Origin of the sequence: Companilactobacillus keshanensis (assembly GCF_003946205.1) — a bacterium.
Classification (GTDB): Bacteria; Bacillota; Bacilli; order Lactobacillales; family Lactobacillaceae; genus Companilactobacillus; species Companilactobacillus keshanensis.
This window is the reverse complement of sequence record NZ_RHOS01000004.1, coordinates 1-23,292: the sequence shown is the minus strand read 5'-3', so window position 1 is coordinate 23,292 and position 23,292 is coordinate 1. Positions and strand designations below refer to the sequence as shown.

Annotated in this window: 17 protein-coding genes and 1 pseudogene; 4 read left to right on the top strand and 14 right to left on the bottom strand. The window is 36.4% G+C overall.

What is annotated here, in order from left to right; genetic code table 11:
- Positions 1–130: 130 nt before the first annotated feature.
- The 9 genes from dnaI to EKM64_RS03390 all read right to left on the bottom strand — a co-directional run bounded on the left by dnaI (position 131) and on the right by EKM64_RS03390 (position 11,322).
- Complete coding sequence (dnaI, locus tag EKM64_RS03430; protein WP_125675634.1) at positions 131–1,039, bottom strand: primosomal protein DnaI; 909 nt, start codon at positions 1,037–1,039, stop codon at positions 131–133.
- A 2-nt stretch (positions 1,040–1,041) separates the two neighbouring features.
- On the bottom strand, positions 1,042–2,406 hold the full coding sequence (locus tag EKM64_RS03425) for a DnaD domain protein (protein WP_225420941.1): 1,365 nt from the start codon (positions 2,404–2,406) through the stop codon (positions 1,042–1,044).
- An 11-nt stretch (positions 2,407–2,417) separates the two neighbouring features.
- Positions 2,418–2,891, bottom strand: a complete 474-nt coding sequence (gene nrdR, locus EKM64_RS03420) for a transcriptional regulator NrdR (protein ID WP_125675630.1) — start codon at positions 2,889–2,891, stop codon at positions 2,418–2,420.
- Positions 2,892–2,912: 21 nt separating this feature from the next.
- A complete protein-coding gene (gene coaE / locus EKM64_RS03415) occupies positions 2,913–3,506 on the bottom strand; it encodes a dephospho-CoA kinase (protein WP_125675628.1) in 594 nt (197 codons plus the stop codon).
- Positions 3,503–4,330 (bottom strand): DNA-formamidopyrimidine glycosylase, encoded by an 828-nt coding sequence (mutM, locus tag EKM64_RS03410; protein WP_125675626.1) that lies wholly within the window; start codon positions 4,328–4,330, stop codon positions 3,503–3,505. The genes coaE and mutM overlap by 4 nt, the downstream gene beginning before the upstream one ends.
- 30 nt (positions 4,331–4,360) lie before the next feature.
- Positions 4,361–7,018: a DNA polymerase I gene (gene polA, locus EKM64_RS03405; protein WP_125675624.1), complete on the bottom strand. Its 2,658-nt coding sequence runs from the start codon at positions 7,016–7,018 to the stop codon at positions 4,361–4,363.
- 102 nt (positions 7,019–7,120) lie between these two features.
- The gene (locus EKM64_RS03400) at positions 7,121–8,557 is read right to left on the bottom strand and encodes an MFS transporter (protein WP_164505290.1); all 1,437 of its coding nucleotides are present in this window, start codon (positions 8,555–8,557) and stop codon (positions 7,121–7,123) included.
- A 99-nt stretch (positions 8,558–8,656) separates the two neighbouring features.
- Complete coding sequence (locus EKM64_RS03395; RefSeq protein ID WP_125675622.1) at positions 8,657–9,841, bottom strand: multidrug effflux MFS transporter; 1,185 nt, start codon at positions 9,839–9,841, stop codon at positions 8,657–8,659.
- Positions 9,842–10,122: 281 nt separating this feature from the next.
- Positions 10,123–11,322 (bottom strand): metal-dependent hydrolase family protein, encoded by a 1,200-nt coding sequence (locus EKM64_RS03390; RefSeq protein WP_191988515.1) that lies wholly within the window; start codon positions 11,320–11,322, stop codon positions 10,123–10,125.
- 232 nt (positions 11,323–11,554) lie between these two features.
- Between EKM64_RS03390 and EKM64_RS03385 the strand changes: the two genes are divergently transcribed.
- Both EKM64_RS03385 and EKM64_RS03380 read left to right on the top strand, forming a co-directional pair.
- Positions 11,555–12,742, top strand: coding sequence for a hypothetical protein (locus tag EKM64_RS03385; protein ID WP_125675618.1), 1,188 nt, complete (start codon positions 11,555–11,557; stop codon positions 12,740–12,742).
- A 344-nt stretch (positions 12,743–13,086) separates the two neighbouring features.
- On the top strand, positions 13,087–17,436 hold the full coding sequence (locus EKM64_RS03380; protein ID WP_125675616.1) for an SLAP domain-containing protein: 4,350 nt from the start codon (positions 13,087–13,089) through the stop codon (positions 17,434–17,436).
- 281 nt (positions 17,437–17,717) lie between these two features.
- Here the strand turns inward: EKM64_RS03380 and EKM64_RS03375 are convergent.
- From EKM64_RS03375 to EKM64_RS03360, 4 genes and pseudogenes are all read right to left on the bottom strand, one after another.
- A pseudogene (locus EKM64_RS03375) lies at positions 17,718–18,570 on the bottom strand (aldo/keto reductase).
- Between the two features lie 10 nt (positions 18,571–18,580).
- Positions 18,581–19,222 carry an NAD(P)H-binding protein gene (locus EKM64_RS03370; RefSeq protein WP_125675614.1) on the bottom strand — a complete coding sequence of 214 codons (642 nt, stop codon included), beginning with the start codon at positions 19,220–19,222 and terminating at the stop codon, positions 18,581–18,583.
- A 14-nt stretch (positions 19,223–19,236) separates the two neighbouring features.
- Positions 19,237–19,632: a DUF2255 family protein gene (locus EKM64_RS03365; RefSeq protein ID WP_125675613.1), complete on the bottom strand. Its 396-nt coding sequence runs from the start codon at positions 19,630–19,632 to the stop codon at positions 19,237–19,239.
- A 14-nt stretch (positions 19,633–19,646) separates the two neighbouring features.
- Positions 19,647–20,390 carry an SDR family oxidoreductase gene (locus EKM64_RS03360; RefSeq protein WP_125675611.1) on the bottom strand — a complete coding sequence of 248 codons (744 nt, stop codon included), beginning with the start codon at positions 20,388–20,390 and terminating at the stop codon, positions 19,647–19,649.
- A gap of 117 nt (positions 20,391–20,507) precedes the next feature.
- Here EKM64_RS03360 and EKM64_RS03355 point away from each other — a divergent pair, with 117 nt between their 5' ends.
- Complete coding sequence (locus EKM64_RS03355) at positions 20,508–21,380, top strand: LysR family transcriptional regulator (protein ID WP_125675609.1); 873 nt, start codon at positions 20,508–20,510, stop codon at positions 21,378–21,380.
- 71 nt (positions 21,381–21,451) lie between these two features.
- On the opposite strand, the gene EKM64_RS03350 is transcribed toward EKM64_RS03355, so the two are convergent.
- Positions 21,452–22,090, bottom strand: coding sequence for an NAD(P)-dependent oxidoreductase (locus EKM64_RS03350; RefSeq protein WP_125675607.1), 639 nt, complete (start codon positions 22,088–22,090; stop codon positions 21,452–21,454).
- 238 nt (positions 22,091–22,328) lie between these two features.
- Here EKM64_RS03350 and EKM64_RS03345 point away from each other — a divergent pair, with 238 nt between their 5' ends.
- The gene (locus EKM64_RS03345; protein WP_225420938.1) at positions 22,329–23,207 is read left to right on the top strand and encodes a LysR family transcriptional regulator; all 879 of its coding nucleotides are present in this window, start codon (positions 22,329–22,331) and stop codon (positions 23,205–23,207) included.
- Positions 23,208–23,292 lie beyond the last annotated feature (85 nt).

Genomic DNA, 23,292 nt, shown 5'->3' with positions numbered 1-23,292 from the left:
ACAGTTTTAATATGAAAGTGGTAGCTCCAGTAATGGGTAAGCTTTCAGTAATCGTACCCTCCCTGAATTAGAACCGAAGTGTTATCTTTCATGAACACATTGAAACATTTATTTTTAGTTATTGCAAGTCCTAATGCTGAAATCTTTTGTTAGGTCCTGTAACAATAACTTCACGTGAAAGGTATTTCACACGTTCCATAATTCGCTTAGCCTTTACTGGCTCTTGCTCTCCTCGTTGATTAACGGAAAGATGTTCTTCGAGTTCGTTCATTGAAAAATTGGATGAAAAAAATGTTGGCAAGTTTTCTTGCATACGATATTGCAGAATAACACCCAAAACTTCATCACGAATCCAACTGGACATTGAGTCAGCTCCAATATCATCTAACATTAAGATTTCCGAATCTTTAACTTTATTCACACGATTCAAAACGTTATTTTGCCCAATAGAATTCTTCATTTCAATCGCAAAAGTTGGAAAATGCATGATTGTCGTTTTAACATCAGATTTAAATAGCTCGTTAGCAATGGCACCTAAAAGATAGGTCTTACCCACACCGAAATCCCCTGCCAGATACAAACCGGGTACAAAGCCATTATGTCCATTATAATTTTCAATAAAATCTACAGCATCCGCCAACGCTTCTTGACGTCCATCACCATCGTAATCATCAAGTGTAGCTCTACGTATATCACTTGGCATATCCATCAAAACAAAGCGAGATTCATATTCTGATTTCTTAGCTTCACTACGCTTTTTGGCATTCGGAACATAGGCAACTTCAATATTGTGATTATTGATCACCAATTTTGGATAATATCCCTTGGAAAGTTCACTTTGGTTAGTCTTATGATTGTAAAATTCATAAATACTGGCCGCACTAACAGAGATGGTATCTTCATTGATCGATTCTTGATTCTCTTTTAAAAATCTCTGCACATCAACATCGTTCAAAGCTTGATTCAACAATTTACGATAATCGTCGGTTAAATTCTTTGAGCTTAAATAAGCTGACATTGTTTTCCCTAAATTTTCCATAGTTAACTATCCTTATTCCGCATTTTTCTGATTCTTGCCTGCAATTCTTGACGCTTGATTTGAGCCTTCTTATCATTTGTTGGCGTATTCGACTGCACTTTACTCCAATCTGTCGCCTTCTCCACCTTTTTATTCCGGTTATTGTATCGACGTGAATTACGAGGTCTATTTTGGAAGTCATGCAATCTTTGCAGAGCCTGTTCTGGAGTTTTAACTTCGTTTTGTTGCCAATCATTGGCGACAGTTTCCATCAAGGCGACTGACAATGTAGGTGAGTTTTGTAGAATATAATCCACCAAAATATTCAGAACAGCTGGAGAAAGATACGTCTTCATGGCCATATCTCGTAAAGCTTTCGATTCGGCCGCACCGGTAAAGCCACCACTCTTTTGTTTTTCAGCTGCTAAAAAGTCTGCCGGAACCATTGACTTCGCCTGTTCTAATAGCAGATTATCTGCTCGACTCAAATTATTAGTCACTGGTGCATCAATGGGCTTCTCTTCCACGTTTTTGACTGAGATATTGGCATTCTTTTCAAACCGATCCTGAACTGATCTTCGTAAACGTTCTGGATCGATTTTATTATCAGCAATATTGGCTGTTTTTCCGATCAAATCAATCAAAGCTATCTCATCAATTCCATAAAATAGATGCAGATTGATGATCAATTCTTGATTCTTCAAAAGGTCATCTTTCTCAATCTTAAATAACTGACTGATTCGATCTTCTATCAGTTCCCAATCCAATTGATTCATAGTTGCAGGATCTACTTTGGGCTTACCTTTATCAGACTCACTTGTGAATTCACTTTGAGCGTTTTTGACATCCGTCGGAGTATTGATCAAATCATCATTATTAAGTTGAAATACTTCCAAAAAATCTTTAGTTATTTCTGTCGACTGATCTAATATTGCTTCTGATCGAGAGTATTTTTTGATCAATTCATTGTAATTGATCTGTCCAATTTTTTCATATAGAAAAATACTCATCAAGTCATCTTTAAAAAACTCCTTAGGAGTTAGCGGCTCAAACAACTGATAAATGCAGTATTCACCCAGATCATCATTTTTGGTGAATGTTCGGATCAGGCCTAGTGCTTCTGCTCTAACTCTAGCAGCATTAAATTTATTTAAATCAACATTCAAAAGACTCAACAAATCGTTGTGATTTTTACGATCAGTTACCACTTCTTTGTTTGGGACTTTTTCCCACAGTAATAAATAAACACTATAAGCGGTCGTACCTAAAAGCGGTAAATATAGATCCGTTAAAATACGGCGGTCATAGTCATTGATCTGTCCATGAGGCAGACACCAATAACCAGTTAAAGGATTGATTTCTATATCAGAATTATTTTCTCTATCCAAACTATCCATCCTTAATCACGCTTATTTTGGCTATCATTGGACATCATTTCTTGTACTTCTTTCATGAAGTTATTCATATCTTTAAATTCACGATAAACACTAGCAAAACGAATATAAGTAACATCATCAACATCGGCCAATATCTTCATGACATGCTCACCGATCACCTGTGAACGTACTTCATTTTCACCTGTTGCTCTAATTTGATTTTCAACTTTATCAACGATCTCATTCATTTGATCCATTGTAACTGGTCGTTTTTCAGCAGCACGAACTAAACCACGAAGTAGTTTCTCTCGACTGAATTCTTCACGATTACCGTTCTTTTTAATTACTAATAAAGGTGCTTTTTCGATTCTTTCAAAAGTAGTAAAACGAGTACCGCAATACTCACATTCACGTCTTCTGCGAATCGCACGTCCTTCATCACTTGGTCGGCTGTCGACAACCTTTGATGAATCATGATGACAATGTGGACAGATCATAAGACAGACCTCTTTTCTTGATTATAGATTTTTTAATAACGTTTTTATTTCACTTTTTAACTCATCCAAGTCACCAGAATTATCAATCACAAAATTCGCCAATTTCTTTTTTTCTTCCATTGGCATTTGCGAATCAATCTGATTCTTAGCCGTTTGCCCATCTATGTTGTTACGTTTCATAAGTCGAGATAATTGAATATCTGACTTAACGAAAATACTTATGGTGGCATCAAAATACGGTTGATAATTAGTTTCAAACAACAGTGGTATCTCAAAAATATAAATTAAATTATCTTTTAAAGTGTGTACATTTTCAACAATTTGTAAAATTCTTTTTCTGATCAATGGTGCAGTTATATCAGTCAATTTATCCAATTTTTGTTTATCACTAAAAACAATTTGACTCAATTTTTTTCGATTCAAATTACCGTCGGACATTAAAATATCATCTCCAAAACTAGCCGTAATTTGGGCCAATCCGGGAGTTCCAATTTCTACCACTTCGCGAGCAATTTCATCAGCATTATATACCCGACAACCGTTCTCGATAAAGATATTCAAAACAGTTGTTTTTCCAGAGGCAATCCCACCTGTTAATCCATAGATCTTGCTCATTTGATCACCTGACACTTAGGACAAAAGTGCGTGCCACGTCCACCAACTTTAATTTTTACAATTTCAGTACCGCAACGATCACACGGCGTACCTTCTTTACCATACGCGTGCAAAAAATCCTGCATGTGTCCTGCATGTCCAGTCGAATCTAAATATGAACGTACAGTTGATCCTCCAGCCTCAATCCCCATTTTCATTTCCATATTGGAATATTTAATAATATTATCGATATCTTCATCATTCAAATGATTAGCTGGTGTTTCGGGATGTATCTTGGCGTTCCAAAGAACTTCATCAACATAAATATTACCGAGTCCACTCATCACTGACTGATCCAATAATACTGTCTTGATATCTTTTCGATGACGCATGATCCTTGGTTTGACATTTTCAGCTGTAAATTCATCAGATAAAGGTTCTGGACCAAGTTTTTGAATCGACTTATTGACAGACAGGTCATGGGTACGCCAAAGTTGCATTCGACCAAATTTACGCACGTCATTATAAATAAGTTTTTGACCATCATCCAAACTAAAAATTGCATGAGAATGTTTATCTATCATAGATGGATCATTGGAAACACGGTACTTTCCCTCCATTCGGAGATGACTAATAATTGTATAACCATTGTCCAAATGAATCAATAAAAATTTTGCTCGACGGCCTATATCAGTAATTGTTGTACCAGTTACCATGTCGATAAACTGTTCTACATCCCCTGTAATAAGATTTTGATAACGGATCTCTACGTTTGTGATCTTACGACCCTGAATTTGTTTGATGAGTCCACGTCTAACTATCTCTACCTCTGGCATTTCAGGCATTTATTTCACCTACTTCGAATTTTCTAGTAACTATTTTGCTTCATACCAAGTTTTACCATGTGCTGATTCAACCTTCAAAGGAACATCAAGTTTAACGGCCGAATCCATAACACTTGGAACTAATTTTTCAAGAATCGGTATTTCAGATTTTGGTGCTTCAAAAATCATTTCATCATGTACTTGCAACAATAAATTAGCCTGTAATTGTTCTTTATCAAGCATCTTTTGCATATTGATCATGGCAACCTTAATAATATCAGCTGCACTACCTTGGATCGGAGTATTCATGGCTGTTCTTTGGGCAAAGTTTCTAACATTGAAATTCTTTGAATGAATGTCCGGTAGGTAACGACGACGATGCATTATCGTTTCAACATAACCATTTTCACGAGCATATTTAACAATATCATCCATATACTTCTTAACACCAGGATACTGTTCAAAATATGAATCAATAAAAGCAGCCGCTTGTTTTCTAGTTATGCCAATATTTTGAGATAGACCATAGTCACTGATCCCATAAACAATACCAAAATTTGTAGCCTTAGCTTGTCGACGCATGTCTGGTGTAACTTCTTCAGTACTATCTAGGCCAAATATTCTCATAGCAGTATGGGCATGGATATCATAGTCTTCCTTAAAGGCTTCTTGCATATGTTCGTCACCAGAAATATGAGCCAAAACACGCAACTCAACTTGTGAATAATCCGCAGAAAACATTTCCCAATCTGGATGTTGTGGAACAAAGGCTCTTCTGATCTGACGTCCTTCATCTATTCTGATTGGAATGTTTTGCAGATTAGGCTCAATGGAAGACAATCTACCGGTTTGAGTTAGAGTTTGTAAATAAATTGTATGAATTTTATTATCTGGTTGAATAAATTTCTGTAATCCTATTACATAAGTAGACTGAATTTTAGATATTTGACGATAATCCAAAACCATCTGAACAACTGGTGACTTGTCTTTCAATTTTTCAAGTACATCGACTGATGTCGAATAACCAGTCTTAGTCTTCTTGATAACTGGCAACTTCAAGTCTTCAAATAAAACTACACCAAGTTGTTTGGGCGAGTTGATATTAAACTCTTGTCCAGATTCCTTATAAATTTTTTGTTCAACCTCAGTTAATTTTGTAGCAAAAGTATTTTCCATTTCTTTTAGTCTTGATGCATCAACTTTAACACCCTTGATTTCCATCTCGGCTAAGACATTTGACAATGGTAATTCAATTTCATCATAGAGACTATCTTGATCGTTATCTTTTAATTCTGACAACATTTTATCTTTTAATGTTGCAATAATCTGCGCTTTTTGTGCAAGAAAGTTCATCAGGACCTGATTATCTTCTGGTACGGCTTTTTTTACACCTTTGCCATAAAACTCTTCTTCCATTGGGAGGTTATAACCATAATTTTGTGCAACGATACCAAGATCGGACTTATTATCATTTGTATCTAATAGGTAAGAAACCAATAATAAATCAAAACTGACACCTTTAAGATCACAACCATAACGATGCAATAAAGCAATCGTTTTCTTATTATCAAAGGTATATTTCTCTTTTGTTCCATCCTCGATCCACTGTTTCAAATCTTCATTTTCTAAGATTGAAACGTCAGATGTAGCATAGTAATTGTCGCCACTTTTAACTGCTAAACCAATTATCGGATCAATATGATAGTTGCCACCAAAATTCTCAACGATCAATGTTTGTGGTTCAGTACTATTCAAAATATTCTTTGCAGCATCGGAATTCAATTCTAAATATTTGATCTCGGCCATAGCTTCTTTAGTTTCTTCTGGTTCAACATTCATCTTTTCTAAAAATGAGTTAAAACCAAGCTTTTGATAGAATTTGATCAATTGTTCTTGATTGTCTCCTTGATATTCTAACTTTCCCAATTCAAGTTCAACCGGAGCTTCGCAGTTGATCGTGGCAAGTTTCTTACTCAAAAAAGCTTGATTCTTATCGTTAATCAAATGTTCCTTTAACTTACTCTTTTTCATTTCATCAACGTGCTCATAGAGATTTTCCATACTGTTATATTCGGTCAACAGTTTAATGGCAGTTTTCTCACCGACTTTTTCAACCCCAGGATAGTGGTCAGAATTATCTCCCATTAGGCCCTTCATATCAATAATTTGTGCCGGGGTTATTCCTAACTTTTCTTTAACATGTTCTGGAGTGTAGGCTTCTGTTTCCGTAACACCTTTGACATTAACTTTGACGGTCACTTTATCAGTTGTTAATTGAGTTAAATCACGATCACCAGTAATAACAGTGACATTCATGTTGTCCTCTTCGGCCTTTTTTGACATTGTTCCGATAATATCATCAGCCTCATAATTCTTTAAATCATAAGTTTTGATTCCTCTAAGATTCAACAACTCTTGAATTATTGGTAACTGCTCCATTAGTTCTGGTGGAGTTTTGGCACGTGTGCCCTTATAGTCGGAAAACATTTCCGTTCTAAAAGTTGTTTTCCCAGCATCAAAAGCAACCAATGCATGCGTTGGTTTTTCATCTTTTAAAATAATTTCCAACATATTATTAAAGGCGTACACAGCATTTGTATGGATGCCATCACCTGAAATAAATTTATCTAAAACATTATGCATGGCAAAAAATGCTCTAAAAGAAACACTGTTCCCATCAATTAAAAGTAATTTTTTCTTTTCCGTCATATTTTCTCCCATTGAAAACGAAATTAATCATATCTATTTTAACAAAGTATTGGCCTTATTGAAAAATAAAGGACCAAACAAAAAGACCGCCAGAGGCAGTCTTTAGATATTTTTCTTAGTTTGATACTTTCTTTCAACATAAATTATTGAAACTAAAATTGCCGCGGCCAAGATCGTCAAAATACCAAAGTCGATCCTAGATCCAGTCATTGTACTTGAAACTGCACTACCGCCACTCAGTGCAGCCACCGAAATAATAACTGACAACACGTTAGTACCAAGAGATCCAGCATATTGTTGCATCATACTAAACAGTGAATTCTGATCAGATTTATTACGTCCATGCACTTGCATACTTCCATCCGACAGAGTCGTCCCAAAGCCAAAGTTAAATCCAATTCGCAATAATAGGTAGATAAGAATAATACTTACTAAAGTTAAATTGTTGCCGACTATAAAGAACAAGAAGGCACCAATTGTCACTAGTGAACCACTAATAACCAACGGAATGGTCGAACCTTTTTTATCGTAAATATATCCTGCATATGGTCCAACCATGGCTCCGACTAGTGAACCGGGCAACAACATCAAACCCGCTTCAGCGGAGTTTACCTTTAGAACTGTCTGGGCAAAAATTGGTAAGAGAAACGACAAACCTATATTAATAAATTGTAAACTAAAATATCCAAACAATCTAAATCTCAAAACTGGTATTTTTAAAATAGAAAAATCAATCAATTGACGCTTACTTTTAGAATTATACCAGCAGAAAATAGCAATAATGACAGCGGTCATCAAGACCCAGATCCCAAATTGTGATGAAATAAATCCATGTCGGCCGGCCTGATCAAATGTGAATAAAATCATTGAAAAAATTGCTGCCAAACCAACAACACCTAAATAATCAAATGACATTCCCTTTGTACCACGTGCTTCTCCACGAATAGAAAACCAACCGATAACTGATAATAAAATAATTATTGGAATTACACCAACGAAGATGGCCCTCCATGACCATAATCCGTTAACGATACCACCGTAAGTTGGTCCTAATGCTGGTGCCAAAGAAATAATAATACTAGCAAATCCTGTATAAACACCCAATTTGGCTGGTGGAACCTCTTCAAAAATCAAATTGAACATCAGTGGCGTTGATAAGCCAGTTGCCACCGCTTGTAATAGTCTTCCACCTAACAAAATGCTGAAATTAGGTGCTATCATACAAACCAATGTCCCGACAAGACACAATAAGGCCGCAAAACTAAAAACCTTGATCGGCTTAAATTTCTTCAGAACAAAAGCCGTTGTACTCATAACGATCGTCGTTAATAACAGGTAACCTGTCGTTAACCACTGAACCGTTCCTAAACTGACGTGTAATTCATTGGTTAAAGTCGGAAACGTTACATTCATTGAGGTTTCTACTAAAACTCCGACAAATGATAATAACCCGACTGCTAAAATAGATAGTTTAACTCTTGTAGATACTGTTTGATCCACATTTATTTCCTCTTTTCCAAAAAAATAGAGATATCGCATGTTCAACGATATCTCCGTTACAGATATTAATTTTTATTTTAAATTTTTATCGAGCAAATATTACTTTAATCCAATCACATAAATTTGTCAAAGAAAGCACTAGTCTTCAATAATATCGCCTTTTACATACAAATTAATACAGGAAACTAGCATTACGATACTCAATACAAACATAAATAATGGCAACGCAGTGATCGTACCATTGTGAATCAAGCTAACCAAATAAGTTAACAAACTGACAATAAGATAATATCCCAAACTAAAAATTCCACTAGCACTACCAATAATATCCTCATAACCTTTTAAGGCAAGATTTAGAGCAATTGGCAATGAAGTATTTAAACCTAAGAAAATCATAAAAAAGCCAGTGATCAAAATAAAAGGTTGATCAAATTTCAATAATACCAACAATAATCCACTTGAAATAACACTGAAAACCAATCCCGATATTAAAATCGTCTCTGATTTAAAATAGTTAACCAAATAATTTACCAGTGCGGCTCCCAATAAACTAGCTAAGGCTAAGACAACTCCTAAACTTCCGTATTGAACCGACGTAAATCCAAAGTGATTCATAAAGATAAATGGTGCCTCAGAATAATAACCAAAAAGTATTCCGTTAATACCTCCTATTAAAATTCCATATGACCAAATTCTGGAATCCATTATGAGTCTCTTAGTTACATCTATTAGTGAAGCCGTTTCTTTATTTGTAACTACTTGAGTTTCCGGCAATCGATATGAACTATAAAGCAAAACTAGAATTCCCATCACAACTAATGTACTAAAAACATTTCGATAACCTAAGTATTGCTGTACGATTCCACCGATCAAAGGACCAAGGGCCGGAGATAATGCCATAGCTGCTCCGACTTTAGAAAATACTTTAGCACCCTCAACACCGTTAAAACTTTCACGCATGATAGTTTGCGTAACAACTGATCCGACACTAGCACCAAACGCTTGAATAAATCTACTTAATAGTAAAATTTGAAAATTAAAACTGATCAGTAATCCCATATTACCGATTAAATAGAAAACAATTCCCCATAGCATGGCTCTTCTTCGACCGATTTTATCTGAAAGTCGACCCCAGAAAAATACTCCGATCGCAAAGGCAACAAAATAAAAGCTCATTGTTAACTGTGCCTTCGACGCATCAACAAGCATATGTCTGCTGATCTGTGGCAATACGGGAGTAAAAATGGATTCACTTATTTGTGGGAATCCTACTAGCACAATAATTAATAATAATGATGGTACTCTTCTTTGGACGTTCTTCATTTTTCTCTCCTAAATAATTACTTTGCAGAAAAACGTCCTGAACCGTTTGCTGGGACACAAACCATGATTCTATTAATGTCCACAGTATTCACCTAATTTCTATAATATGATTATTTGTATGTTACGTGAATTATTATTTTATTGCAACTTACTACGGTTAAGAGGATGCTGCCTTGCTGTAGACCGTCCAATATAAAGACAAAAAAGCATGATCCACGCAAAATGGAATCATGCTTTAACTATAAATATTCTAATTGATCCGTCTGACGAAAAAAAACTACCTATTCAACAAGTTCACCCTTCTTATAAACAGCTTTGTCAGCCTGAGCAACTGCTTCGACACTTTCCAATGGATTATTATCTAATACTAAGAAATCAGCTACTTTACCTTCTTCAAGACTTCCGTATTCATCAGTGATTCTCAATAATTCGGCGGCGTACTTAGTTGTACCAAGAAGTGCTTGATAAGGAGTGGCACCAATACTTGTTAATAGTGCTAGTTCATCAGTTGTACCCGTTTCAAAACTGTTGAATGGTGTTCCAGCGTCAGTTCCGACAACAACTTTAACGCCCTTCTTAATAGCCATACCGATGTTTTTGAAGAAATCATCTTTAACGATATCATTCTTCTTGATCATGTAATCAGGAATCTTGCCGACACCATATTTATCAATGCCAGCACAAGCGTTCAGTGTTGGTACTAAATAAATGTTGTGTGCTTTCATAAAATCAGCTTGCTTCTCGTCAACGTAGATACCATGTTCGATGGAATCTACACCAGCATCAAGTGACAATTGGATACCACGGTTACCTTGGGCATGAGATGCAACGGTCATGTGCTTTGTATGTGCTTCTTGAACTGCAACTGCCATTTCACCTTCTGTCAATTCAGTATCATCAACTTGATCAGTTGAAGACATAACGCCACCAGTTGCCATTACTTTGATATTTTTGGCCCCCAGTTTGAAGTTTTCACGTACAGATTTTCTCATTGTGTCAGGTGAATCAACTAAATGACCCATCGTAGTTTCACCATCTAGTCCTTCTTTAAAGTCCCCATGTCCACCTGTCATTGTCATTGGACGTCCAGAAGGCATGATTTCTGTCCCTTTTAGATTACCTTCTGCTTGGATCTTGGCTAATTTGATGTCAGTATTGAAAGCACATCCGCAATCTCTAATGTAAGTAACTCCTGCATGCAACAATGTATTTAAGTTCTTTAAAGCCAAAAATGTAACTTCAGTTTCAGATAAATATTCAAGCTTGTCACTATCATCAGGGTCCATCATTAAATGAGTATGGGCGTTGATTAGCCCAGGCATAACATATTTACCGTGAAGATCAACAACATTGTCACTAGTTTTTGGTGTACCTGTACCTGCTGCAGTGATTTTCCCGTTTTCAGATACAGTTAAGTAACTATTTTCTATTATCTTATTATCGGTTCCGTTAAATAAATTTAAATTAGTGAATGTTGTCATTAAGATCTCTCCCTACAAATATTTTTAAAATGTAAATCAAATTCTAAGAGTGTTTTTAATTATTGTCAAACAAAAATTAGATATTTAATATTATTCAATGTCTGTTTTAATCTAAGTAAGCGGTTACACTCTAAAAAGCCTTAATTATCACTAATTGCAGGTTGACAGAAAGATTAGAGAAGTTTAACTTTAAACCTAATCTTTATTTAATATTCGAGGGGGATCTATTTTTATGGAATACTTAATTGCATTCACTATTGTTATGGTATTCATGTTGATCGGTGACTGGATTTCAGCGGCTACCAAAGCATTTATACCATCTATCTTTATTACGGCGGTACTTTTCGCTATCGGGTTTTGGACGATCATTCCTAAGGATATTGTTGCCAAGGCATCTTTTAACACAGCCTTCACTGGCATGGGTGTTTCATTATTATTAGTACATCTTGGTACACTGATGAGTTTAAAAGAGCTTATTAATCAATGGAAAGCCGTCTGTATTGCACTATTAGGAGTATTGGGGACTCTAGTTCTTACACTAACAGTCGGCACATTGATATTTGACTGGCACACAGTTGTCGCTGCAATTCCTCCACTAACAGGTGGTATGGTCGCAACACTTTTGATGACCGACGGATTAAAGGCAGCCGGTGCTACAACATTAGTTGCTCTGCCAGTTTCAATGTTTATCCTACATTCTTTCATTGGCTACCCATTAACTGCCATTCTTTTAAGAAAAGAAGGTCGTAGACTAAAGGAAGAATTAAAAAGTGGTAAAGGTCACATCGATCCAGATGCTCCAAAAGTAACCGGTATGGCTGCTTCATTAGATACGAAAAAACATATTTTGAATTTACCAGAACAATTTCAATCACCTGTTTTCATAATCGTTCGAGTTGCTCTAATTGCCTTACTAGGTAATTGGTTAGCAGGACTAATGAATGGCGTTATTAATGCCAATGTCATTTGCCTTATTTTAGGCGTTTTGGCTCATCAATTCGGTTTACTTGAAGATAACGCGCTAACACGTGCTGGAGTATTTAACTGGCTGATCTACGGTTTGATGGCTTACGTCTTTTCCCAATTAAGCTTAACAACACCAGATATTATTGGAGGAATCCTAGTTCAAATTTTGGTTTTGATCGCATTGGGAATTTTAGGAATGTTTATTGCTTCATATCTTTTAGCAAAACCTTTTGGTATGAGTAAACAAATGGCCTTTGCATGTTCATTGACCGCTTTGTTCGGCTTTCCAGCTGATTTCATTTTGACAACCGAAGTTTGTCGAACAATTGCTGATAACGAACAAGAAGAGGAATATCTAACCCAAAACATGTTACCAAAAATGCTAGTGGGTGGATTTGCAACTGTTTCAATGGCTTCTGTTATTATCGCCTCTGTTTTTTTGAAATTGATTTAAAAAATTAGGAGTATCCTAAACCAGCTTTCTGGTTTAAGATGCTCCTTTTTTATTTATATTCATTAAACATGGATATTGAATTGTCTATGATTTTTAAAAGTTTCTTCCTATATAAATGCCTATATGAAATCTATAATTAGATCTCATTTTAACTATCATATATAATATTTGTCACTTTATGAAATCTTTTAAATATAAAAGATGCAATTTTTATGAAAATACTCATTTTGGGAAAATATCTCTTACAATAACTGCACTATATAACTATAAATGAATATTATAATTTAGTTATGTCATACAGGGTATTCACAATTTGACAATTATCGAGGATAGAGGGAATTAAAATGAGATTTCAACAATTAAACCATGATCCAAATACTGTCATGAAGAAAAAGTTAGTTAAATCTAAAAAGAATTGGATCGTCGTAAGTAGCCTTTCATTAGCTGGAGGCCTATTTTTGCTGGGCGCACCTAGCTATGTAGCAAAGGCCGCAACTACAGATACAGTTCAAACAACATTATCACAAGCCGCTGCCGAATCGCCGACTTCGGGAAGTGGTACTACAGATGGTTCTGGAACAAGTACTGAAGGAAATGTCACTGACACTACTGGTAAGGTAGTTGAACAACCAGCCACAGGCGCTGGAACAACCAATTCAGGTACATCAACTGGTAGTACACCTGCTCCAAGTACTGGTACACCTAGTACTCCAGCACCACAAAATGGAACTGGTTCAAACACTACTTCAAATACAACTGGTACTAATGAAGTAACACCTGAAGAACCTGCAACACCTCAACCTCAAATGGCTGCACAAGCATTTTCTGCTGAATCAATGGCTGTTTCTGAAGACACTGCAGTTACTACTAATACTGGTAATGGTTGGACATATGACCCAACTTCTAAAACTTTAACAATTAATGGTCAATTAGATGAAGGAAACGGATCTTACGACGCAAATCGTTGGGGTGGAAACACTTCGGATATAACAAGTATAAAAACTGACACTGGTGCAGTAGCACCAACGGATTCTTCATATTTATTTGCTAATATGACTAATCTAACAAGTGATAATACTGATTTTTCTAATTTAGATACGGGAAATGTGGCAAATGCTCAAGGAATGTTTTCAAATGATACTAGTCTACAAAGTATTAATTTAGCAAACAATAATTTAAGAATGATCACTAATCTTAGTCATATGTTTGAAAATGATCATCTTCTTGAGACTATCACATTAGGATCAAATCCATTTACAAAAATAGTTGATGCTAGTTATGCATTCGCCAATTGTTATGTTTTAAGTGATTTCATAGGTGTATATGATGGAATTTCCAGTACAAATGCTTGGCAGGTTAATACAGCAAGCCCTGTAGCAAACTTAACTTCTATGTTCAAAAATGACAAAAAACTAAGTTCATTACAATTAACAGGTTGGAAATGGGCAGCCGGAACCATAACTGGTGATTCTTCCAAGGGTGAAGGTATGTTTGATGGTACAAACTTATCTAAAATAAAAATAAACGCTAATTTGGCCTTCGATCCTAGTACAGCATTAACATCATCTAACGGTATAAAATGGACAGAGAGTACTTTTAATCAATCTTTCTCTGGAGTTCCAACTTTTGACGCCGATGGGAATCCAACAGGTGGATTAGGATCTTTATATAATGGTGATACCAGCCATGTACAAGGTGGAACTGTATTAAAAACTGCAAGCCTTGAGTATTCAGCCAGTGGTACTCCAAATGGTACTACACTTGTAACGAATTTGGTAACAATACATACGACACGTGATGGAATTACATCTGATATCACTGCTACGGCTAGTGGTATGTATGGTAGTACTGTTCCAGTACCTGTCCCAAGTGCATATCCAAATGATACCGATTATACTACAACGACTACACAGGTTGACGCTGTTTTGGGAATGACACAAACAACAGCCGCAGATACAGTTCTATACACTAAAATTTTACCTGCACAAAGCGGTAATGTAAATGTTACAACAAGCAATGGTAGTACTATCAGTATTCCAGTTACAGTTGAAAGTACCGATCTTGTGGGTGGATCCAAAACTGTAACTGTAACTAATGATCAAATTAAAACATTAGCACCTGGTTATCATCTCGCAAACGATGCAACTTCAACAACCGTAGATGTTACTTTCATTAGTCCAACAACTGATAATCCAGATATAACTGGTACATCTACTTCTACTATCGATTTAGTCGGTAATGATGTAACTGAAAATCCCAATGGTTTAGTTCATACTGCTCAAGGTGATGTTACTGTCATCGTTCCAGCTGGTACAGTCGGTACTCCTTCTTCTCCTATTACGGTTCACGTTGACGGTTATAAAGATGCCACTGTCCTAGCTACTACTGATGCCAATGGTAATGTTACTTACACTACTAATGATGAAGCTAAGACTCCTATCACTAGTGAAAATCCTCTTGTCTTAGTTGGTAATGATGCTACTGACACCTCCTATGACGTTAAACTGCCTAATGGTAAAACTATATCTAATCCTTTACCTACTGATGCTAAGGTTGGTGACATTATTTCTCTAGATGTTACTCCTGAAGATGGTTATACAACTAATGAGACTAAGGTTACTGGTACCATTGATACTGCTGGTCACTTCGTTCCCGATACACCTCTTGTTTACACTGGTAATGATGCAGTCGATAAATCTTATGACGTTAAATTAGCTAATGGTGAGACAGTTTCAACTCCTCTTACTACTGACGCCAAAGTCGGTGACCATATATCTATTACTCCTACTACTAAAGATGGATATACTACTAACGAAGATACGGTTACTGGTACTATTGATACTGCTGGTCACTTCGTTCCCGATACACCTCTTGTTTACACTGGTAATGATGCAGTCGATAAATCTTATGACGTTAAATTAGCTAATGGTGAGACAGTTTCAACTCCTCTTACTACTGACGCCAAAGTCGGTGACCATATATCTATTACTCCTACTACTAAAGATGGATATACTACTAACGAAGATACGGTTACTGGTACTATTGATACTGCTGGTCACTTCGTTCCCGATACACCTCTTGTTTACACTGGTAATGATGCAGTCGATAAATCTTATGACGTTAAATTAGCTAATGGTGAGACAGTTTCAACTCCTCTTACTACTGACGCCAAAGTCGGTGACCATATATCTATTACTCCTACTACTAAAGATGGATATACTACTAACGAAGATACGGTTACTGGTACTATTGATACTGCTGGTCACTTCGTTCCCGATACACCTCTTTTTTACACTGGTAATCATGTAGATCAAAATACCAACGGTTCTGTTCCTACTAAACAAGGTCTAGTTGATTTACCTGTTAAAGTTACTGTTCCTGCTGGTTCAGTCGGTACTCCTTCTGATCCTATTACTATTCACGTTGATGGTTATAAAGATACTACTGTTATCGCTACTACTGATGCCAATGGTAATGTTACTTACACTACTAATGATGAAGCTAAGACTCCTATCACTAGTGACAAACCTCTTGTTCTAGAGGGTAATCCGGTTGAATCTCAACCAATTGATATTCCGGCAATAGCTGGCTCCAAGGATAACACGAAAACAGTTACCATAAAGGGCGGTAAAGTTGGGGATACTGAGGATATTACTCTTGATGGTGAACCCGGTTATACCTCCCCAACAGTTACAGTTACTTACGGTCCTAACAACACATTCACGATTGTTGATAAAGCAACTAATAAGCCTATTACAAAAGAAGCACCTGCGAAATATATTGGTACTCCAAATAAGGCAATAACAATAACATTTACAAAACCAGATGGTACTACACAAGTCATCGATATCCCTGCAGGTACTGGTAACTATGGTGACGGACCTACCACTTATACAGCTGATCCCGTAAATGGATATACTTCACCTTCAGTTATCGTTACCTACACAATTGGCGGTGTTCCAACAGTAAGTTATGCCAATGATCCTAACAAAACTGTTCTAGACACTGATAAGTTAACATACACACCGATCCAAACAGGTTCAGGCAATACTGATAACCCTGAAAATAGTGATATCGAATATAAGAATCAAACAATTTCTACATATGCTGACAAACCTGCTGTTGAACTTTATCAACTAGGTGAAGACGGCAAGATGACTCTATCAACGACTCGTTCACTAGCCGCAGCGACTGATTGGCTAAGTGACGCTGTTATCACAGTTGACGGTGTTAGTTACTATCGTGTTTCTACTAACGAATGGGCTAAGATGAGTCAGGCTTATCCATATACAGCTCCAAATGTTTATGTTAGAGCCTACGATGACTCTGCTAAGAACCTCTACAAGGCTGAAAGTGATTTGATTGGCAATAGATCACTTGCACCAAATAGTAGTTGGATCGCAGATCATCAAACATATGTTATCAATGGTATAAAACACTATCGTGTTTCTACTAACGAATTTGTTAATGAAAATGACGTTTACGTATACACACCAGTAAACGAAATTGTAACAACTCATTCTGGTTCGTATGCAAGTCTTTACACTGCTAAGGGCGACTTAGTTTCAAACAGAAGTCTAAGTGCTAAGAGCAGTTGGAAGACTGATAGTATTACAACTATTAATGGCGAACAATACTATCGTGTTTCAACAAATGAATTTGTTAAAGCATCCGATGTTGATGTTAATCATTAATTAGATATAAAAATAGCTTTAAGTCAAATCGTATTGGTGAGACATATTAGAACATTTACCACATCAGAAATGATGTGGTTTTTTTATGCCATTTATATTTTTATAAATAAGTGTTTCAGGTCCTGTAAATCAACATGTGGAGCAGATTCCAACTTAGTAAGTCTCAGTTGATTTTGGTTTGGTCGCTTGAATGATAATATGGGACCCATGAGGTCCTCTTTTCTATCTAAAAATTAAGGCAAAAAAAAGAACTAGTTGAAGTGAACCCCCAACTGGCTCTTCTATTGTTCAAAGGTAATTCCATGTAATCGATAAACTTCATTTAGATCATGAATATTCAAAATCGCCGGTTTCTCTTGATCCATATGTTCTATTTGAATCATATCCTCGTCTGTTAATTCAAAATCATCGATGTCAAAATTTTGTTGAATTCTTTCTAGATGAACTGATTTTGGAATCGCGATAATTTCGTTTTGATTTAACCAACGTAATATTACTTGTGCAGGAGTTTTACCATATTTTGAACCAATTGACTGTAATGTTTCATTTTTGAAAATGCCATTCATTCCTTCAGCAAATGGAGCCCAAGCCATTGTTTTAATATCGTAATGTTCCATAACTGAGCGTAAATCTTTCTCTTGCCAAAATGGATGCATTTCAATTTGATCAACTGCTGGTACGATATTGTGAGTTAAAATCAAATCTACCAATCGATTGGCTTCAAAATTACATACTCCAATGACTTTGATTTTCCCAGCATTATACAATTCTTCCATTGCGCGCCAACTACCGTGATAATCACCATATGGCATGTGGATCAAATACAGATCAAGATAATTTGTTTGAAGATTATTTAAGGTTTTTTCAAAAGATTTCATCGTTTTTTCATAACTAGCATCTTGAATCCAAACTTTTGAAGAAATAAAAATCTCTTCTCTAGGAATTCCACTTCGTTTGATAGATTTTCCCGACTGCTTGTTCGTTTCCATAAGCTGCGGCAGTATCTAACAATCTATATCCTGTGCTTAAGGCATTGAGAACACTTTCCTCACACTGGTCCAAATCTGGAATTTGAAACACTCCAAATCCTAATGCAGGTATCTTTACATCATTATTTAAATTAATTGTTTTCAATTTCCCACCTCTATATCCAACTAGGTTTGTCGCCATCTGTATTTGGCTTATTCAACCCAAGGCTTTCATTTTGATATTTTGTTGGATCTGCAATTACTTTCATAACAAAATCTGCCACACTTGCCCTTGAAACTTCAGTTCCAGTAAATGGTTGGTCCAGTGCTATTATTTCATAACTAATTTCATCTTTATCGGTTAACCATGAAGGTCTAATTTCCGTATGCGTAATAAATGAATTTTCTAACATTTTAGCTGACTCTCTAAAGCCTGGTAAATAGGCAGCAATTGCCTGTTCATTCCATTCACCAAATTTACCTTTGACTTCATGATGGGCACCCAAGGCACTAATAAAAATCAATCTGTCTTTTTTTGCCTGAGTCATAGCAGCTAAAATACTTTGTGTTTGATTAGCTAAATCTGTTCCACCAACATTTGAATAAATAATATCTGCTGGTTTCATTGCTTTTGCTAGTAAATCAGTCTTTAGAACATCCCCATCTACCAATGTGACGCGTTTATTATTCTCATATTGATTCAATCTTTGTGCATTTCGCAAAAATAAAATCAAATTGTCATCTGTTTCATTCAATAATCTGTCTATCAATATTCTTGCTGTGCCACCATGAGCACCAATAATCATTACATTTTTCATTTAAAAAGCCTCACTTAATCTATTTGTCTAGGAATGATCTTCAATGTTGTGCTTCTTGGACCTTCTTGAATCATGGGAGATAAATATGAACTCCCCGCATATTTCTTCCGATAAGCCATATCCACTTTATCTATCAATTGCATATCATTGACATCTTGAAAATTAATCTCATAGTTTTGCCCAGCTAGATGCATTCTTCCAGCACGTTGTTTAATTGCTGATCGATACCAACGCGACCTTTTTCCATTCCACGCTCTTACGAATAATTGTTGATCTACTACAACTGACCAGATCCACGTTGGTGTTCCATAAGTTTTACCATCGTCATAAAATGGAGAAATACGCATATCATCAGCCTTTGCAAAACCATCTAATTGATATTTTTTCCATTTTCTACTGATTCGTTCCATCTTAACTCCTCTTTTTACCAAGGTTGATCTGTTGGTCCAACGGTAAATTCATTAACATTTGTGTCCTCTGGTTGGTCGATTGCAAAGGCAACAACATTAGCGATTCTGTCTGGTCCAATTTCATATTGATCGTAGACTTGTTCCATACCCTTGGCTGATTCCGGATCAGTGATAGTATCCAATAATTCTGTTTTGATAGCCGCTGGATAAATTGTAGCTGTTCTAATATGGGAGTTTTCTTGTGCGGATTCCATACGTAGTACTTCCATCAAATCTTTAACCGCCCATTTAGTAGCACCATATACAGCCCCACCAGGATAAGCTTTCAAACCGGCAACTGATGATGTAGCAATTACATGCCCTGACTTTTGTTCTTTAAAAGTTGGAAGAACAGCAGCAATACCATTCAAAACTCCTTTGATATTTACGTCGATCATTTGATTCCATTCATCAGTTTTCAATTCCGACAATGGAGAGTTGGGCATTAATCCAGCATTCAAAAACATAACATCGACTTTGCCAAAAGTTTTTTTGGCGTATTCAACTAATGACTTATTATCGTCAGGATTTACAACATCTGTGACTTGATAAATTGCTTCCCCACCATCACTTGTAATTTTGTTGACTAATTGTATAAGTTTATCTTCTCTACGTGCTCCCAATACTAATTTAGCTCCTTTACTAGCAAGTAATACAGCCGTTGCTGCTCCGATACCACTTGATGCTCCAGTAATAATTACAACTTTATCTTTGATCATATTTGTTTTCCCTCCGTGGGTTCAATTTACAAGTATTAGATTAATTCTTGACAGCAAATATGTAAAATGCTTATATTGAATTAGAATCTATGCGTTTATGTTATGGGAGGAATTGATATGGAATTACGAGTTCTTAGATACTTTCAAGCGGTCGTTCGCGAACAAAATATTAGTCGAGCTGCAGATGAATTGCACGTTTCCCAGCCAGCCGTCTCTCGCCAATTAAAGAGTCTTGAAGACGAATTAGGAATCACACTGTTTGAACGTGGTAGCCGTTCAATTGAACTGACAAGTAGTGGTGAGTATTTTGCCAATCAAGTTGATCAAATCCTTTCACTGACAGACAAAACCTTGAAAAATATTCATGAGAATCAAGATGTTGCTGGTTCAATTGTTATTGGTAGTGCCGAAACTCGAATATTTTTAAACATCGCTCAAACTGTCAGTCATCTACGTAAAAATTATCCAAATATCCAAACTAACATCATTAGTACTAATGCTGATGATGTCAGAAATCATTTAAAAACTGGATTCTTCGATTTTGGTGTCGTGATGGAACCAGCTAATAAAACTGATTACGACTTTATTAATCTTCCCGGAGAGAGTCGCTGGGGCCTGTTAGTTCCAAATAGTTCTCCGATCGCAAAAAAAGACCATCTAACATTAGATGATCTCGAAGGAAAAGATTTAATTGTCTCACGGCAGAAGGGAATGATGGAATTACTAGAAAACTGGTACGGAGAAAGTACTCCAAAATTTAATGTTGTCGCAACCTATACCCTGCTCTATAATGCATCATTATTAGTTTCAGCAGGAGTGGGATACGCTTTGGCTTTAGATGGTATTGTTAATACGAATCAATCTGATTTGACCTTTGTTCCGTTAACACCAAGGAAAACTTCTGGTGCCAGTTTAGTCTGGCGTAAAGGAATAAGGCTTTCCGCCGCCGCAGATACTTTTTTGAAACAATTAAGATCGGATCTAAATTAAAAAGAAAGACAACTACATACCGCGATAACTGCGGAACATAGTTGTCTTTCTTTGATTACTAGTACAAATATTTATGATTGACCACCAACCAAAGTTATTCGTTGGCGAACATAGGTGTTGTTTTCAAGAATATCCAACATACCAGTAGCGTAGTCAGCGTAACTAATGTAACTATCATCATCTGACTTAGCCAGGTATTCTTCACCATCAATGTGGTAATAACCTGTAGCTGGTCCTTCTGAATCATAGTTGAATGCGGGTGTGACGTATGTCCAAGCAATATTAGAGTATGAACGTAATCGATTCAAGCTGGCGACGAGCACATCGGCTAATGGTACCCAATCCGTTGGATAGTCAGCACGATCCTTTAGCATCTTGGTATGATCGGCATTAATATAGAGGGTCCCTGCCCCACCAACCTTAAGATAACGAGTATTTGTATTTGATAAAATTTGTGCTAAGTGAGAGAGCCCAGTTGTGTGAACAGCAAATGTTTCCGGTGTCCAAGCACTAACGGCATCAATAACAGCATCTAAACCGGATAAATCTGCTGCAGTTAAGTCCATTAAATCCTTAATTAGTAGATTATCGTAAGTAATATCATCGTGTTGACGATGTGCGATGGCCAGAACAGAATGACCTCGCTTTGTAGCCTCTTGAATAAGTGCTCGACCAGTTTTTCCGTAGGCCCCAATGACAGCAATTTTCATAAATAGTATTTCCTTTCATTATTACATTGACTAAATAATTTTTCTAAACGTAACAACTGAAATACACGTTACAGTTATAGCAAGCATCTTTGAAAGACAAGATTTAGCATACGCCCCATTTTAAGATAATAAAAATGCTTAAAATACATCTTCACCATACGAAAAATGTATATCTGCTAAACTGTGATAAAATATACATATAATAGTGATCTAATTGAAACATGTGGAAGAGGTTTGGATGATGGATGTACGAGTCCTGAATTATTTTTTGATGACAGCCCGGGAAGAAAACGTTACTCGAGCAGCTGCATTACTTCATTTGACGCAACCCACCCTGTCACGCCAACTTAAAGGCTTGGAAGAAGAGCTAGGGGTCGAATTGTTTCGCCGTAGTAATCACAGTATCTACTTAACCAGAGAAGGCTTATTATTTCGTCAACGAGCCCAGGACATGGTTAACCTATTGGAGCGTACTCGGGAAGAACTTCAGCAGACTGAGGAACTAGCGGGAACGATTGCCATCGGATGCGGTGAGCTGCAAAGTATGGAAGAACTAGCAAGTCTAATGGATCAATTTCAGCAAAAGAATCCAAAAGTAAAATTTGCACTCCACAGTGGTAATAACGACGATATCAAAGGATGGATCGAACAAGGTACCATCGATCTAGGACTTTTAATTGAGCCAGTTGAAATTGGTAAGTATGATTTCGTACGAATGACCGCTAAGGAAGAATGGGGAATTCTAGCACATGAAGATTCTAAATTTGCTAAGTATCAGGCTATTCATCCTGGAGACCTCGTCGGTACCCCAGTAATTACAATTTTGGATAAAGTCGTTCAAAATGAGTTAGCGAATTGGTCTGGAGAATATGCTGCTAAGATGAGAAATAAAGCTCGTTACAATTTAGTTTATAATGCTGCGATGCTAACACAACGTAATCACGGAGTAATGATTTGTTTGAAGTTAAATCAACATTTTGATCATCTTATTTATGTTCCATTGGTACCAAAGCTAACTTTGAATTCAGTTTTGGCATGGCGTGGCCAACAACCCCACTCCCAGGTAACGACAGCATTTATTCGATTTATTAGAAAAGAAAAGGCACAAACAGATTGACTGTAGGCACTGAGTATATAATTTGATACAGATAAATAAGAGCACTTCTGAGAAAATAAATCTTGGAGGTGCTTTTGCTTTGACT